Source organism: Corynebacterium sp. HMSC28B08 (assembly GCF_001806865.1).
GTDB lineage: Bacteria > Actinomycetota > Actinomycetes > Mycobacteriales > Mycobacteriaceae > Corynebacterium > Corynebacterium auriscanis.
The window spans coordinates 88,437-105,025 of the sequence record NZ_KV786158.1 but is presented as its reverse complement, the minus strand read 5'-3'; the positions used below and the strand labels follow the sequence as shown (position 1 = coordinate 105,025).

General features: G+C 58.4%; 10 protein-coding genes and 1 tRNA gene. 8 read left to right on the top strand and 3 right to left on the bottom strand.

Annotation, left to right across the window (positions count from 1 at the left end; all coding sequences use genetic code 11):
- Position 1: 1 nt before the first annotated feature.
- A complete protein-coding gene (locus HMPREF3098_RS02485; protein ID WP_083283968.1) occupies positions 2–2,986 on the top strand; it encodes an AAA family ATPase in 2,985 nt (994 codons plus the stop codon).
- Positions 2,987–3,071: 85 nt separating this feature from the next.
- Here the strand turns inward: HMPREF3098_RS02485 and HMPREF3098_RS02480 are convergent.
- A tRNA-Arg gene (locus HMPREF3098_RS02480) sits at positions 3,072–3,144 on the bottom strand.
- A 150-nt stretch (positions 3,145–3,294) separates the two neighbouring features.
- On the opposite strand from HMPREF3098_RS02480, the gene argS reads away from it, so the two are divergent.
- From argS to thrB, 5 genes are all read left to right on the top strand, one after another.
- Positions 3,295–4,959 (top strand): arginine--tRNA ligase, encoded by a 1,665-nt coding sequence (gene argS, locus HMPREF3098_RS02475; RefSeq protein WP_070433851.1) that lies wholly within the window; start codon positions 3,295–3,297, stop codon positions 4,957–4,959.
- A gap of 9 nt (positions 4,960–4,968) precedes the next feature.
- A complete protein-coding gene (gene lysA / locus HMPREF3098_RS02470) occupies positions 4,969–6,384 on the top strand; it encodes a diaminopimelate decarboxylase (RefSeq protein ID WP_070433850.1) in 1,416 nt (471 codons plus the stop codon).
- A 208-nt stretch (positions 6,385–6,592) separates the two neighbouring features.
- Positions 6,593–7,666, top strand: a complete 1,074-nt coding sequence (locus HMPREF3098_RS02465) for an ABC-2 transporter permease (protein WP_083283965.1) — start codon at positions 6,593–6,595, stop codon at positions 7,664–7,666.
- A gap of 184 nt (positions 7,667–7,850) precedes the next feature.
- Entirely contained in the window at positions 7,851–9,188 is a 1,338-nt protein-coding gene (locus HMPREF3098_RS02460) for a homoserine dehydrogenase (RefSeq protein WP_070433849.1), read from the top strand.
- A gap of 3 nt (positions 9,189–9,191) precedes the next feature.
- Positions 9,192–10,118, top strand: coding sequence for a homoserine kinase (gene thrB, locus HMPREF3098_RS02455; RefSeq protein ID WP_035114087.1), 927 nt, complete (start codon positions 9,192–9,194; stop codon positions 10,116–10,118).
- A 205-nt stretch (positions 10,119–10,323) separates the two neighbouring features.
- Here thrB and HMPREF3098_RS02450 read toward each other — a convergent pair whose 3' ends face one another.
- Complete coding sequence (locus tag HMPREF3098_RS02450; protein ID WP_035114084.1) at positions 10,324–10,980, bottom strand: VTT domain-containing protein; 657 nt, start codon at positions 10,978–10,980, stop codon at positions 10,324–10,326.
- An 11-nt stretch (positions 10,981–10,991) separates the two neighbouring features.
- Positions 10,992–12,917: an AMP-binding protein gene (locus HMPREF3098_RS02445; protein WP_371440940.1), complete on the bottom strand. Its 1,926-nt coding sequence runs from the start codon at positions 12,915–12,917 to the stop codon at positions 10,992–10,994.
- A 394-nt stretch (positions 12,918–13,311) separates the two neighbouring features.
- Between HMPREF3098_RS02445 and rho the strand changes: the two genes are divergently transcribed.
- Positions 13,312–15,408: a transcription termination factor Rho gene (rho, locus tag HMPREF3098_RS02440; RefSeq protein WP_070433848.1), complete on the top strand. Its 2,097-nt coding sequence runs from the start codon at positions 13,312–13,314 to the stop codon at positions 15,406–15,408.
- A gap of 50 nt (positions 15,409–15,458) precedes the next feature.
- On the top strand, positions 15,459–16,538 hold the full coding sequence (gene prfA / locus HMPREF3098_RS02435; protein WP_035114079.1) for a peptide chain release factor 1: 1,080 nt from the start codon (positions 15,459–15,461) through the stop codon (positions 16,536–16,538).
- The last annotated feature ends 51 nt before the right edge of the window (positions 16,539–16,589 follow it).

The following is a 16,589-nucleotide window of genomic DNA, read 5'->3' as shown; positions in this document are numbered from 1 at the left end:
AATGACTGCTACAACGTCAAAGAACACCGGCTGGCACCGAGAGCCTGGACTTGCCCCTGCCTTGCAAATCAGGCGCCTTGAGGTACGGAACTTCGCGGGAGTGGAGCACGCGAAGATCGAGCCCCAAACCCCGGGTGTCACAGTGATTCATGGCCCGAATGAAAGCGGAAAATCAACGTTTGTTGCGGCCTTCCAATTGCTGCTTAATCCGAAATACCGCCGCTCGACGGCGGATAAGAACGTCACGAAGTTTAAGACCCGGGGCAAGGATGCAGCGTTTGTCGTGGAGGCAGATCTTCGCTTAGGTGATTACGAACTCACGATCCGCAAGGAATTTAAAGAGCGGGGTGGTCAATCAATCTTGACTATCACCAAGCCACGACTCGAAAATTTTAGTGGTAATGAGGCGGAAGATCGTTTTCACGAATTACTCGCCGAAAAGGTGGACTTGGGCCTGCGCCAAGCGCTCACGGTCAATCAAGGGGATGATCTTGGCAATCTGGTGCCGGCGGACGTTACTTCGCTCAGCGGCGCAATGGCCAATGAAGCCACCACGGAAGTCGATGGTGTCGAAGCCTCCGCACAGGCCAGCGCCCTTTTCGCCGATGATTTCGACGAGCGGATTTACGCCGCAGCGCGTGAAGAATACGACAAGTACTTCACGAAAACTGGGCGAGCCACCAAACAGATAAAAGATCTGGAAGATAAGGCGCAACAGGCGTACACGGAACAGATTGATGCCGAGCAGCGGTTGACGAAAGCCCAGGACGTCATCACAGCTCTGGAATCTGCACGGCGAGAACGCAAGAAAGTCCGGCTGGATCAGCCGGGGGCCGAGGCTGCGGTGGAAATGGCGGTGGACAACCTCAAAAAGGCAGAATCGCGCGATGCTCAAATGAAACAAGCGCAATCGCGTGTGGAAGTGGCGACCCTCAACCACGATAACCTGCAGGCCACAGTGGATAAACGGAGAGAGCTCATTGATGAGCACGCCAAGACCTCAAGCAGAGTTCAAAAACTCACCCAGGCGCATCAGCAAGCCATGGAAGCTGCCCGTGAGGAAGAAGCGAACCTGTCGGCAGTATTGGCAAAGGTGTCCAGGGCTCGGGCACGGTTAGATTCCGTCCGAGGATGGACGGATGTTGCGGAAGCTGTTCAGAACGCATTGGAATTCGGCTGCCGTCTCGCGACAGAACAGCAGTTGATAGCCGAACTAGGGGAGCTTGAGAAGCAGAAACAGAAAGAATCTGATCTGCTGTCTAAAGCGATGAAACCCAAGGCTGGACAGATGGTCCGCGATGCCGTGGCGACATACCGGGCGGAACTGCGTGTGCTGGAATCCGTATCCACCCAGGTTCAGGTCTCGGGCCCTAAGGGGCTTACGTTTGTTGAGGCAGACCGTGAGATCCAACTGGATGGAAAACAGTACACCACTAACCTGACGACATCGCGGGCATTCACCTTCGGAGAATTTGCCGTTGAGGTGCACCCTCACGACGATCGCAGCGATGCCCAAGAAAGTGTGGCCCGCGCTCTCACTAAGCTCAAAACTGCCGTCACCAAGGCTGGGTTGACGTTGGATCTTCCGAAGGAAACACCCACTGATCGGCAGGGCGTTTCAGCGGCCCTTGATAACCTGCTGCAGCAGGTTGATGCGAAGGATTCGGAGCGCGAAGATTCTGAGGCAAGGCTGCGTTCGGTGGAAGCGGCCATTGCCACCAAAGCAGCCGGTCGTTCTAGCGCTGAGGTACAGACCTCCATTGCTTCTTTGCTCTCTTCCGTCGACGCCACGCGCTCCGAGGCCCAGGAATACTTCCAGGTTGCGAAGGCAACCGAATCAGACGAGCACGTGGAATTCTCCGGACGCGACGTGTTGGAAAGGTTTGTGGAATCCGCGTCAACTGAGCACAGGGATACCGATCCGGACAACGTGGTTGCGGAGAATGCTGATACGGACAATGCGGTTGCGGAGAATGCGGATGGTGCAGAGAACATTGACCAAGAGCTTTCCGGGGCCGCGGCAGCATTGGCTGCATTGAAGAAACTGCGAAGCCAAGCCGAATCCGCAGTTCACGAAGTGCAAAACCAACGTGAGGAATTGGCAGGCACCCCGTACGCGATCGCGGTCGAGCGGACGAAATCTGAACTCGATGTGTACACAGAGCGCATGGAGGCTGTGGCCGAACAGCTCGAGAATCAGCGGAAGAAGGTCGGTGATGACGATGTGGCGTCGGCAATGCAAGAAGCCAAAGACGCAGTTCGGCGGGCCGAGAACGCGGAACAGGAGCTGCGCGAGAGTTTCCAAGGCACCGATAGTGTTGAGGACGCACAACTGAAGTTGGAATCCGCGAACACGACCAAGAATAACCTCGAACTGCGAGAGCGGAAACTGAGCGAGGATATCGTGGCTTTCAGCACAGAACTGAATAACTCCGCAACGGCGCGCGATGACGCCGTGGACGCGGCTATAGCAGCTGAGAAGGCGGCTGCAAAGTTGGCGGAAATGAAAAGGAAAGCGGCTGCGGCGAAACTGCTCATGGAAGAACTGACGGCAGCGCGCGACGAGAAACAGGCGAAGTACCAGGCACCGTTTAAGGAACAATTCGAAGCGTTGGCCAGGTACACGTTTGGTTTCGAGTCTGAGTTTGACTTTGACCAGGATTTACGAGTGGCAACGCGAATGCGCGGCGGGTTGGCCCTAGAGCGCGAATTGCTGTCCGGTGGTGCACAGGAGCAGATCGGATTATTGACGCGCCTGACCGTGGCCACGCTAGTGGGGCAGGGCGGGGGAGTACCAATCATCTTGGACGATGTGTTGGGCTTCACCGATGATGACCGTGCAGAGGGCATGCGTAGTGCACTAAGCACCGTGGGGCGCGATCACCAGATCATCGTGTTCACGTGTGCGCCGGAGCGGTTCCAAGGAGTTGCGCGCGCCAAGGTCCTATCGATGTCCGAGGCCAAGCGCGATGGAGGGGAGAGCTAGCTGGTGCACGCGGAGAAACCCAGGGGAACCAGCAACCCGAAAAGGTAAAAAACGGGGCTTCAACAGCCCCGTTCAATAAAATGTGTGCCCCCGGCGAGATTCGAACTCACGACCCCTGGTACCGGAAACCAGTGCTCTATCCCCTGAGCTACGGAGGCGCGTACCGCATGCGAACACTGTAAAACTACAGGAACGCACGGACAGTTCCTGTCGAGTGACAGTGCTGCAAGTACAAGTCGGTAGTCTAGCACCAGCACGCGAAGACCTTACAACTGACCCCGCCACCACGACTGATAAAGTTTAGCCTTGTGACTCCAACTGATCTTTCCTCCCTAATTACCGAACACGCACGCACCGTGTTGAGCGCGCATGACCTCGATGCTTCCGTGGTGCCAGAAACCGCTACCGTGGAACGCCCGCGCAACCCGGAGCACGGTGACTACGCGACCAACATCGCGATGCAGGTCGCTAAAAAGGCGGGCACGAACCCGCGCGAATTCGGTACGTGGCTGGCAGAATCCCTCGCTACTGCGGATGGCATCGACGAAGCATCCATAGCCGGGCCTGGCTTCATCAACATTCGCTTGGCCGCGGATGCTCAGGGCAAGATCGTGCAGGACATCCTGAAAGCGGCCGATGATTACGGCAAGGGGGACGAGTACTCCGGTAAGAAGATCAACTTGGAGTTCGTCTCCGCCAACCCCACTGGACCCGTCCACCTCGGTGGCACGCGGTGGGCCGCGGTCGGTGATTCGTTGGGGCGTATCCTCACCAAACGCGGTGCAGAGGTAACCCGCGAGTACTACTTCAACGATCACGGCACGCAGATCGACCGCTTTGCCCGCTCGTTGGTGGCTGCCGCTCAAGGCCAACCCACGCCGGAAGACGGTTATGGCGGTGACTACATCGAGGACATCGCCCAACAGATCACATCGGCCAACCCCAACTGGGACGAAAAGTCCGGCGATGAGCTGCATGAACTGTTCCGTTCGGAGGGCGTGGAGCTCATGTTCGCGCACATCAAGCGCACCCTCGCGGAATTCGGTACGGAGTTTGACGTGTACTTCCACGAGAACTCTCTCTTCGAATCCGGCGCCGTCGACAAAGCCGTCCAGACCCTGAAGGATAACGGCAACCTCTACGAATCCGAGGGTGCGTGGTGGCTGCGTGCGTCTAACTTCGGGGACGACAAGGACCGCGTGGTCATCAAGTCCGACGGCGATGCCGCCTACATTGCTGGTGACATTGCGTACATCGCGGACAAGATCGACCGCGGCCACAACCTGTGCATTTACATGCTGGGTGCAGACCACCACGGTTACATTGCCCGCCTCAAGGCGGCTGCCGCAGCGCTGGGCTACGATCCCGCCCAGGTGGAGGTCATGATTGGCCAGATGGTCAACCTCGTCAAGGACGGCAAGGCCGTGCGCATGTCCAAGCGTGCAGGTACGGTCATCACCTTGGATGACCTCGTGGAGCTCATTGGTGTGGATGCAGCCCGCTATGCGCTCATCCGCTCCAGCGTAGATTCTTCCTTGGATATCGACATGAATCTGTGGGCATCCCAGTCCAATGACAACCCCGTGTTCTATGTCCAGTACGCTCACGCTCGCCTGAGCTCGATCGCGCGAAAGGCCGCCGAAGCCGGTGTGACTTACGAGGGCGCGGACATGTCCTTGCTCACCCACGAGCGCGAAGGTGACCTCATCCGTACGCTCGGCGAGTTCCCGGACATTGTCGCAACTGCCGCAGAACTGCGCGAACCTCACCGCATCGCGCGTTACGCGGAGCAGCTGGCCGGTACTTTCCACCGGTTCTACGATGCTTGCCAGATCCTGCCGAAGGGCGATCAGCCTTCGGGTGACGACGCCGACGGGGTATTCCGCTCCCGCCTTGCCCTGGCAGCCGCTACCCGCCAGACATTGGCCAACGCTCTTTCCCTGGTCGGTGTTTCCGCACCAGAACGCATGTAGGAGGACCACATGGATCCGGAGACGAAACTGCCGAACGTCCCGCTGCGCCGCCGTACGCAAACCACGGTGGAGTTCAACCACATCCCCGCGCACGTGTACCCGCAGGGAACCGCTCGTGATGAAGACGGCGTGGTCTCCATCGCGGGAGTGGACCTCAAGACGATTGCTGAGGAATATGGCACTCCTGCATTTGTCCTTAACGAGGATGATTTCCGCGCACGGTGCCGCGCCTTGGCGACGGCCTTCGACGGTGGCGAACGTGTGCACTATGCGTCCAAGGCTTTCCTTACTAAGACCGTTGCTCGCTGGGTAGCGGAAGAGGGGTTGGCAATCGACATCGCCAGCCACGGTGAGCTTCAGGTAGCCCTAGCAGCAGGTTTCCCTGCTGACCGCATTACGGTGCACGGCAATAACAAATCTCGGGAGTTTCTGCGCTTAGCCGTGCAATCCGGTGTGGAATTGATCGTGATCGATTCCTTCCAAGAGATTGATCGTCTTTCCGAGGCATGCGAGGCGCTGGGGCGCACGCAGGATGTCCTGATTCGCGTAACCCCAGGGGTGCACGTTGATACCCACGAGTTCATCGCCACGAGCCACGAGGATCAAAAATTCGGTTTCTCGCTGTCTTCCGGCACAGCGTTGAAGGCTGCGACCATTGCCGCCACAACCCCGGGCCTGCGCTTGCGGGGATTGCACTGCCACGTGGGTTCGCAGGTGTTCGAAGCCGCCGGCTTTGCCCTCGCGGCCGAGCGCCTTCTGGGGCTGTGGGCTCGCTTGCTGGAGGAACTACCTACCCTTGACACTTTTGACGACGCCTCGCTGGCCAACTTCAACGTGCTGGACCTAGGTGGCGGGTACGGCATTGCCTACATGCCTGATCAGGAGGCTCTCGATGTGGACGAGGTGGCGTCGGATCTAAAAAGCAAGGTGGCGAAGGCAGCTGATGAGGCGGGGGTGCCGCGACCGATCCTCAACGTCGAGCCTGGGCGCGCGATCGTGGGCCCGTCGATGGTTACGGTGTACCGCGTGGGCACTGTGAAGGACGTTGAGGTTTCTGAACATTCGTCGCGACGCTACCTCTCTGTGGATGGCGGGATGAGTGATAACATTCGCCCTGCGCTCTATGAGGCGGAGTACGACTGTCGCGTGGTGAACCGGGAGGTGAGCGGGGAGCTCATTCCCACCCGTATTGTGGGATCGCACTGCGAATCGGGCGATATCTTGGTTAACGATGTGTTGGTGCCCGACGACGTGCAGGCTGGTGACCTGATCATGTTGGGAGCGACCGGGGCGTACTGCTTCGCGATGGCTTCTCGCTACAACATGATGACGCGTCCGCCGGTGGTTACAGTTTCTGAGGGCGAGCACCGGGTGATGATTCGTCGCGAAACGATCGAGGACGTGCTCGCCCTCGAGGTGGAGTAGGGGGTAGGCGGCCCGGCTCGACGAATCACAGCGGGATGCTAATCCAGTGATTAATCTGGCCGGATTCGTTGAGTTGGGGGGCTGAAATTGATTACGCAATCGCCTGATGGTCGGGGCTCAAGTCATGACAGCACCGTTTAAGGAGACCGTGGTCTCAACTTCGGGGTTCTGTCCATCCAGAAATGCATAGGTTGCTAATGTAATTTACATGGCTTCTCACCGCAAAGAACGGACAGCTTCGACCGTAAAGAAGAAAACGGATTACCCTCGAGAACTGCCGATGAGGAGGTTTCTTAATCACCTGCTTCCCACCGTGTTTATGGGGTTTGTCATGACGGTTGCGTATTTGGCGGGTTTTCATCAACCCCAACCACATCACGTGCCGGTGGGGATTGTGGGGCAGGGGCCGGAGTCTGCGCAGGTCGCAGAAAAACTGCAAGGCGCGTTTGGCGACAAAGCTGACGTGAGAACCTATCCGACCGAGGGGCTAGCTGAAGCTGCCCTCAAGCGAGCCGAGGTTGCCGGTGCGTTTGTTCCGGGTGGGGATGAGATGAAACTAATGACAGCGCCCGCCTATTCGGAGACCCTCAACAACGTTGTGTTGAGGATGTTCTATCCAGTGGCTTCCAAGGCGCACCAGCCGATGACAGTGCAAGAGGTGGTGCCGCTGGATTCACATGACGCAGCTGGTCAGAATAGCTTTTTCTTCCTAGTCGTCCTGAGTGTGTCGGGATATGCACTGGGCATCGCCATGTCTGTAGCGGGTGCCACATACTCGTATCGCAAAAGAGTGGCCCTCATCTTGCCTGCGGCTCTATTCGTAGTGACGGTGGAGTTTGCTTTTGCCCGCTGGGCGATGCACATGTTCGAAGGTCATGGCTGGGCAGTGTGGGCGTTGGCGATGGGGTACTTCCTGATCGTGCTTGCGGTGACTGTTGGATTGCACCCGATAGTGGGGCGATGGAGCGGGTTTGTCTATTCCGCCATGTTCGTGGGGCTTAATTTCACATCCAGTGGGGGCGTATTTGAGCCAGTGTTACAGCCTGCATTCTTTGGTTGGCTCCACCAGTTTTGGGTGGGATCGGGCTTCGTTCAGTCGATACGGCACATACTCTATTTCCCGGGATCAGAAACGGGGAATGGCTTTGGCATTCTAACCGGGTGGGCTGTGGCGGCGGTTCTGATGCTGGTGATCGGCGGGGTGTGGGAGCGTGCCAATCACCTCAAGTACAAAGTTCTCACCTATGAGCAAGCGCAACTCGAAGAGGATGTGGTTGCTTGACGTTCAGGGATGGCAGGATTGATTCAGCTGGGCCCGGTTGGGCAGACTGATCTGTTCATTCTTTAAAAATATGGTGAACAGGGGTAATGAAGAAAAAGTAGACAGAGCGGTTTATTCGTTCTTCATCTACGCTAAGATGGCAGAAAATTACTAGTCCCCGAACCGTCAAGGAGAGTCGTCCATCATGACCGACACCACCTCGCAGCCCACTTTTAAACCAGGCAAGGGCGCCGGCGCCACAGTAGGCGTGGCGTTGCTGGGCTTGGGAACCGTTGGCGCGGAGGTTTTGCGGTTAATGCGCGAGCGCAGCGACGAGTTCGCTGCGCGCATCGGTGGACCCCTGGAAGTGCGAGGTGTCGCGGTTTCGGATGTGAGTAAACCTCGTGATGGGGTGGAACCCGAGCTTCTCACCGATGATGCCCTCGCCCTGGTGAAGCGCGAGGATGTGGACCTGGTCATCGAGGTAATCGGTGGCATCGACTACCCACGGGAAGTCGTTCTCGCCGCTCTCAACGAAGGCAAGGCCGTGGTTACTGCTAACAAGGCCCTCATCGCCGCTCACGCCGATGAGTTGTCCGAAGCTGCCGAGCAAGCCGGCAAGGACTTGTTCTTTGAAGCTGCCGTGGCCGCTGCTATCCCCGTGGTCGGCCCGTTGCTTCGCTCCCTTGCAGGCGACAAGGTCAATGCAGTGATGGGTATCGTCAACGGCACGACCAACTTTATCCTCGACGCCATGTACGATCGGGGAGCTAGCTACGACGAGATGCTGCAAGAAGCTACCGATTTGGGATATGCGGAAGCTGATCCCAGTGCGGACGTCGATGGATTCGATGCAGCTAGCAAGGCCGCCATCCTTGCCTCCTTAGCATTTCACACCCGGGTTGCAGGAACCGATGTTCACACCGAGGGTATCCGGAGCATCACCACTAAGGATATTGAGGCAGCCAAGGCGGCGGATTCAACCATCAAACTGCTCGCAATTTGCGAGCGCCTCACCACCGATGAAGGACAAGAAACCGTGTCTGCTCGCGTTTATCCTGCCCTAGTTCCTCTCAGTCATCCACTCGCCAGCGTGTCCGAATCATACAACGCGGTTTTCGTTGAGTCCGAGTCTGCCGGGCGGTTGATGTTTTACGGCAACGGTGCTGGCGGTGGTCCAACCGCTTCGGCCGTCTTGGGTGATACAGTCGCCGCAGCCCGCAACATCATTCACGGTGGCAAGGGCCCGGGCGATTCCACTTACGCAGAACTGCCTATCGCAGACTTTGGCGAAATCTCCACGCGCTACCACGTTGACATGGAAGTCATCGACAAGATCGGCGTGCTTGCAGAGGTGGCCAATGCGTTTTCTGAGCGGGGCGTCAGCCTAAAAACAGTGCGTCAAGAGGGCCTGGAAGACGGCGCTCGCCTTGTAGTCATTACGCACCACGCTAAGGAACACGATCTCGAGGCAACCGTGAAGGCGCTGCAGGCACTCGACGCAGTGAAGACCGTGACTTCCGTCATCCGTATGGAGGGTTAAGCCGTGACAACCGAAATTCCCGTCGGCCGGAAAGCCACCGTTAAAGTACCGGCGTCTTCGGCGAACCTGGGCCCAGGTTTCGATACCTTGGGGTTGGCTGTTGGGCTCTATGATCACGTCACGGTTGAAGTGACCGACGCCCCACTGGTCGTCGAAGTAACGGGTGAGGGGCAGGGGGAAGTTCCACTGGACGAGTCCCACCTGGTTGTCCGCGCGATTCGAGCTGGCCTGAAAGCCGCTGATGTTTCGGTGCGGGGCTTAAAGGTTACGTGCCACAACTCCATTCCACAGTCGCGTGGCTTGGGCTCCTCGGCCTCCGCCGCTGTAGCCGGTGTGAGCGCTGCCAACGGATTGGCGGGATTCCCTCTGGACAATGCACAGCTGGTGCAACTGGCATCGTCGTTCGAGGGTCACCCCGATAACGCAGCGGCCTCCATTTTGGGTTCTGCCGTGGTCTCGTGGACGAACGTGCCAATTGATGGGCGCAGTGAACCTCGGCACTACGCGGTGGGACTGCAGACTCATGAGGAGATCAAGGTCACGGCGTTTGTTCCGGATTTCCATGCCTCTACCGAGGCCGTGAGGCGCGTGTTACCCAGTGATGTTTCCCATCTGGACGCGCGTTTCAATGTATCCCGCGTGGCTGTGATGACTGTGGCGCTGCAAAGGGATCCGTCACTGTTGTGGGAGGGCACCCGCGACCGGTTGCACCAGACGTACCGAGCCGAGGTCCTGCCTATCACTGCCGAATGGGTGAACAGGCTACGGAACCTGGGATATCCCGCATTCCTTTCGGGTGCTGGCCCGACGATCATGGTGCTGTCGACCGACGAGGTGGATCAGAAGCTCAAGGATGAAGCAATTGAGCGCGGTATGCGGGTTCTAGAGCTCGACGTGGCTGGTCCCGTCCAGGTCGACGTGACTGGATAGTCGCACTCCGGGGGGGTGAGTCCTCGGTTTGGGGCCGATGGTCGGTCGTGGTTTGGGGCGAATGGCGGGTCGTGGTCTTGAACACTGAGTTAGCAGAATGAGATGCCCACAGAGTCGCGGTTCTTGGTCTTTTCGTTCTGCTTTTCGCGTATGGGGAAGCTGCGCCCGTTGGTCGAGTGCGGCCACATGGCTGGTCCCTTAGTGCCTAGCGGGCGGTCTTGCGGTTGGAACTCCACGACTTCAGGATCCCGAAAACGCCCGGGAGTACAGACAGTGCCACGATACCCAAGAAGATGGCCTCGATGTTGTTGCGTACGAATGGGATCTCACCCAGCATTGCACCCAAGCCCACAACGCCAGCGCCCCACACCACTCCGCCTATCACGTTGTAAGTAATGAAGGTGCGGTAATTCATGTTGGCCATACCTGCAACCAATGGGGCATATGTGCGCACGATGGGAACGAACCGGCAGAGGATAACCGTGATGGGCCCGTGCTTGGCAAAGAATTCTTCGGTTTGATGCAGGTAGGCCTGCTTGAAGACTCTTCCGTCAGGGCGGTTAGCGATGTGCGGTTGGAACCGGTGGCCAATGTAATAGCCCACCTGGTCGCCCAAAATGGCGGCTACGGGAGAAAGCACCATGACGAGCCACAGCGGGGCAAAAGGGTCGGGTTGGTTAGCCAGAAGCCCTGCGGTAAACAGGAGGGAATCGCCTGGCAGGAAGGGGAAAAGTAGACCCGATTCGATAAATACGATTACCAGCAGGGCCGGAAGGATCGCGGAGCCGAAAGGGCCCGATCCGCTCAAAAGCTGCATTGGGTCCAGCCAAGCTGGCCCGAGTGCGAGGGTGGTGGTCAACATAAGCGAAAACTTTACGCCTTGGGAAGCGTAATTACGTCAAACGACCCACGCCGGTACGCCTCACGCAAGTCTTTCTTGTCAAACTTGTCCACGCTGGTTTTGAAAATACTGTCAACGAATGTCCAGTTTTCTGGCACCATCCACCCGGGAACCTGTCGGCTGATGAATTCGGCCAGTGATTCCGCGGTCTCGCGCCCTTGCGGAGTCTCCGGTGTGAGATTCACCACAGCTAGCGGGCGTTGTCCCCAGCGCTCATCTGGAATGCCGATGACGGCAGCTTCGATAACTTCCGTGGCCTCCATCAGGTAGTTCTCCAACGCTGCAGAGTAAATCCATTCGCCGCCCGAACGGATAAGATCGTTCTTGCGGTCGTGAATTGTGAGGTAACCATCTTTATTCACCGTGCCGATATCACCGGTGCGTAACCAACCATCGGCAGTGAAGCGCTCATCTGTCGGTGCCTCTGAGGTGGACATCATCGATGGAGCATGCTTGCCCCCTGCATGTGCGGCTTCCGGCCGTGCGCCTTCCGGCTGTGTGCCTTCCGTATGCGTGGTTTCCGGCTGTGCGCCTTCCGTATGCGTGGTTTCCGGCTGTGTGCCTTCCGCATGCTTGGCTTCCGGCTGTGTGCCTTCTGCATGCTTGCCCCCCGCATGCTCGCCTTCAGCGTGACCGCCATCCGCGCTGTTGTCGGGGTTGTAGTACGATCCTGTGACCGTATTGCCCCGAACCTGCAGCTCTCCAGCGTTGCGGTCGTGATTGGGAAGGACCTGCCCGTTGTCATCCACAATGCGGTATTCGATGCCCACGGGAAAGCGTCCCTGCGAATCGCGATAGCGCTGGCGAGCCTCCCCGGCCACGCCCGCTGGCGGGTGCGCCACGGAACCGACGGGACCCGTTTCTGTCATACCCCAAGCGTGAATGACATCCACACCAAATCGTTCCTCCCAGCTGGCGATGATCGCGGGGGAGACCTGCGAGCCACCGGCATAAATCTCCTGCAGACTCATCTTCTCTGGGGGATGCGTGTTGTAGTGGACCATCAACCCTGTCCACACTGTCGGTGCACCGTGAGCTTGCCGAGGCATGGCATCGGCGATGACGTGGGCCAAATGCGCGGGCGTGGCAGTTCGTCCCACAAACACCATGGGCGCCCCCACCATGAATGCCGTCAGCGGCACACCCCAGCTGAGAACGTGATAAATCGGCACACAACACAGGAAAGTTGTGCCATTGCGAACAGAGAAGCTATCGGTGGATTGCAAACTCATTGAGTGCAGCCACAAACTGCGGTGGGAGTACACAACCGCCTTCGGCTGCCCCTCCGTGCCTGTTGAGTAGCATACGGCTGCTGCCGTCGTCTCATCGAAGATCGGCCAGTCGTAGTCGCTGGGTCTTCCGTCCAGTACAGCTTCGTAACCCAAGATGGTCATCGGCCTTGTCACATGCTCCCGCGCCAAAGCGGACACGTCGGCGAGGGGGCGCGCGGCGTCGGAATCAATGCCAGCGGCATCGAGAACAATCACGCCTTCGACGGTTGGGCAGGTGTCCAACAGTGGAATAAGGAGTTCGGCGTATGTGGGATCACAGACAATAACCTTGTCCTGCGCGTGCGCGATGATGTGTTGGATCTGCGCGCCCATAAGGTAGCGATTGAGCGGGTGGAAGATAGCCCCCATGGACATGGTGGCCAACATGGTTTCGAGGTGTTCGGCGCAGTTCGACATCAAGGTGGCCACGCGATCTCCGACCTTAACGTCGAAAACATCCGATAGCGCGTGGGCCAAGGCAGCGGCGCGATTTCCAAGTTCACCGAATGTGGTCACCTCGGGTTCGGCATTGAAATAGGTGGAAATCGCCACATTGCGGTGCGCCGATCGTCCGTATTCCACGATCCGGCTGATCAGCAGGGGGATTTCCTGCATCGTCGATTCCATTACTGCCGTTTTCATACTTCCTAAGCCTAGCGCGCGCTGACTCGGTCCCGGCTAGCCAAATCCCCGAATAGGTGGCCCATTTCTGGAAAAATCGCTTTGGGGTGTTAACATGATTGTGATTTCGCTACATTTTCCCACCGGCTCCAACAACACACGCCGGCGAAATGCGCGGATCGTCCCGGATGGTTTTTCGGCCTTGGGCTCGATTTAGCTGATTGTGCATCGGTGAAAGCAGCCCCGTTTGATCGGCCAACGATATTTATTCGACCATCCCCCAACATTTCCACACGTTGTATATCGAAAATTCCATGCTGTCTGCACGTGGTGACCTTTGGGTTCGTGTTTTGTGAACGCCCACCCGTTCGTTTGTAGACCGCAGTGTGAAAGGACCTACGTGAGCCTGTCCGACATTCTTTCCCGGGCCGAGGCCAACGGTTTGGCGACTTTGAAGCTGACCGAATTGCGCCAGATTGCCGCTGCCCAGGGGCTCAAGCGCACTTCTGCCTTGCGCAAGGGCGATCTCATCGCCGCTATCGAAACTGCAGGAGGCAGGGGGCCTTCTGCCGACAACTCTTCGGCCGCACCACAAGGGGATGCCGTTTCCACTTCCGGTGATGGTTTTGATCCCGACGCCACGAGTGGCCCAGCTACGCGCCGTCCCCGTCGCCGGGTAGTTCGTCGCGATGTTTCCCTGTCCTCCGATAACGATGTGGCTGAACAACCGGCCGGGGATGACGGTCAGAGCGTAGAGGCAAATCGTCGCGGTGGTGAGAATAACCGGAATGATCGTCGCGACGGCGGGGTGCCCGGGGCCGACCGCGGTGAGAACACAAACTTTGGCGATGGTGCAGACCAGGACGGACGTGGCAATAACGTGGACCGGGATGGGCGCGGAGACAGCGCAGAACAGGACGAGCGCACTGATCGCGCCGACCGCGGTGATCGTGATAAGCGCGGGGGACGAGATGATCGTCGTCGTCGGGGTGACCGCAATCGCGATCGCGATGATCGCGACCAAGACAATAACGATGATTCCGACCAACGGGATGAACGAGACAACAACTCAGACGATGATGACGATCGCCGCGGCAATCGCCACCGCCGCGGGGGGCGCGATAACCGTCGCAACCGTCGTAACCGGAGGAATCGTCGGAACCGTGACGGGGGGAATGACCGCGGGGGAGACCGCGATGGCGGAAACGATAATTACCGCGATAACGACGGCAATGATGAAGGCCGTGGCGGGCGCGGAAACCGCAATGACCGCAGTCGGGGCGGCGACCGCGACGGCAACAATGGTAATAACGGTGGCAATGCTGAACCGGACAACCTCATGCCCGTTGCTGGCATCCTCGATTTCGTCGATGCGAACACGGCATTTCTGCGCACCACCGGATACCATGCTGGCCCAACGGACGTTTACGTGCCGATGAACACCGCGCGCAAGCATGGCATGCGCCATGGCGATGCGATTACGGGATTCATCCGCAACAAAAACCAGAACAACAACCAGAGTGGTCGTGGGCGCAATCGTCAAAAGTACACGCCTATCCACCAGGTGGAAACTGTCAATGGGTTGACTCCGGAGGAAGCTGCGGCCCGGCCGCACTTCTCCAAGCTCACCCCGCTCTATCCCAACCAGCGACTGCGTTTGGAGACCGAGCCTAAGGTGCTGACCACCCGCGTGATCGACTTGATCATGCCGATCGGTAAGGGACAGCGTGCGCTGATCGTCTCGCCCCCAAAGGCCGGTAAGACTACGATTCTGCAGGACATTGCAAACGCTATCGCGACGAACAATCCTGAGTGCTACCTCATGGTGGTGCTGGTTGATGAGCGCCCTGAGGAAGTCACCGATATGCAGCGTAGCGTTAAGGGCGAGGTCATCGCATCCACGTTCGACCGTCCCCCAGGAGAGCACACCAACGTGGCCGAACTGGCGGTGGAGCGTGCGAAGCGCCTAGTGGAACAAGGCAAGGATGTTGTGCTTCTGCTGGACTCGATCACTCGCCTGGGGCGCGCCTACAACAACTCCTCGCCAGCTTCCGGTCGCATCCTTTCCGGTGGTGTGGATTCCAACGCGCTGTACCCACCGAAGCGTTTCTTGGGTGCTGCCCGCAACATCGAAAACGGAGGATCCTTGACGATCATCGCCACCGCCATGGTGGAGACGGGGTCTGCCGGAGATACCGTGATTTTCGAGGAATTCAAGGGCACGGGCAATGCGGAGCTGAAACTGGATCGCCGGATTGCCGAGCGTCGCGTATTCCCCGCCGTGGATGTTAACCCGTCGGGCACACGCAAGGACGAACTGTTGCTGGGGCCAGAGGAAGCACGCATCATGCATAAACTGCGTCGCATTCTTTCCGCTCTCGATTCCCAAGCGGCCATCGACCTGCTCATCAAGCAGTTGCGTAAGTCCAAGACCAACCGCGATTTCATGCTGCAAGTAGCAAGTTCTGCGCCATTGGCCGACGAAGACGACGAGTAGGCGTCGGGTAAAAAGCAGCCCGTCCGCGCAAGGAGTATAAGATTTCATCCATGAGTAATTCCCCTTCAATGGTCGACGACATCCTGGCCGAGTACCAGGGGTTGGAGGCCCAGCTGGGTGACCCCGAGTTGCACAATGACCCGGCGGCCGCGCGCAAAGTCGGCAAGCGCTTTTCCGAGTTGCAGCCGATCATCCAGACGTACGAGAAGCTGGAGCAGGCTCGCGATGACCACGAGGCCGCAGCCGAAATGGCTAGCGAAGATGCTGAGTTCGCCGAAGAGGCCAAGCGCTTGGAAGCGGAGATAGCCGAACTCGAAGAGAAACTGACCGACCTGTTGGCACCTCGTGACCCCCACGACGGCGATGACATCGTCATGGAAATCAAGTCCGGTGCCGGTGGAGAAGAAGCGGCCTTGTTCGCCGGTGAGTTGGCCCGCATGTACCAGCGGTACGCGGAGCGCCACGGTTTCGCCACCGAAGTTTTGGACCTCAACGAGACAGACTTAGGCGGAGTGAAAGACATGACCATGTCTATTCGTTCCAAACAGCCCAGCCGTGATGGTGCCTGGAGCGAATTCAAGTTCGAAGGTGGCGTGCACCGCGTGCAGCGCATCCCCGTCACAGAATCTCAGGGGCGCATCCAAACGTCAGCCGCTGGTGTGCTGGTGTACCCAGAGCCTGACGAGGTAGAAGATGTGCAAATCGATGAAAAAGATCTGCGCATTGACGTGTACCGGTCCTCGGGTAAGGGTGGCCAGGGCGTGAACACCACCGACTCCGCAGTGCGTATTACGCACCTGCCAACTGGAGTAGTGGTGACCTGTCAGAAGGAGCGCTCCCAGATTCAGAACAAGGCTCGCGCTATGCAGGTTCTGGCTGCTCGTCTGCAGCAGATGGAGGAGGAGAAGGCTGAGGCCGAGGCAGCGGAAGGCCGTGCAGCACAGATCCGTACAATGGACCGTTCCGAGCGCATCCGCACCTACAATTTCCCCGAATCGCGCGTGTCTGATCACCGCATTGGTTACAAGGCCAACAACTTGGATGCCGTGCTGGGTGGGGACTTGGAATCCCTGTTCGCTGCGCTGCAGGAGGCCGACCGTGCCCGGCGCCTCGAGGCTGACAGCAATTAACGGGTAGGCAATAACGCGTGGCAATGAACGCGTAGGCGGGCCAGCGACGTG

Excerpts from the sequence above, each read along its gene's own strand:
- HMPREF3098_RS02460 (WP_070433849.1), top strand. The coding sequence starts at position 7,851 with ATGACCGACACCACCTCGCAGCCCACTTTTAAACCAGGCAAGGGCGCC.
- HMPREF3098_RS02445 (WP_371440940.1), bottom strand. The coding sequence starts at position 12,917 with ATGGAATCGACGATGCAGGAAATCCCCCTGCTGATCAGCCGGATCGTG.
- HMPREF3098_RS02450 (WP_035114084.1), bottom strand. The coding sequence starts at position 10,980 with ATGTTGACCACCACCCTCGCACTCGGGCCAGCTTGGCTGGACCCAATG.
- lysA (WP_070433850.1), top strand. The coding sequence starts at position 4,969 with ATGGATCCGGAGACGAAACTGCCGAACGTCCCGCTGCGCCGCCGTACG.
- prfA (WP_035114079.1), top strand. The coding sequence starts at position 15,459 with ATGAGTAATTCCCCTTCAATGGTCGACGACATCCTGGCCGAGTACCAG.
- HMPREF3098_RS02465 (WP_083283965.1), top strand. The coding sequence starts at position 6,593 with ATGGCTTCTCACCGCAAAGAACGGACAGCTTCGACCGTAAAGAAGAAA.
- HMPREF3098_RS02485 (WP_083283968.1), top strand. The coding sequence starts at position 2 with ATGACTGCTACAACGTCAAAGAACACCGGCTGGCACCGAGAGCCTGGA.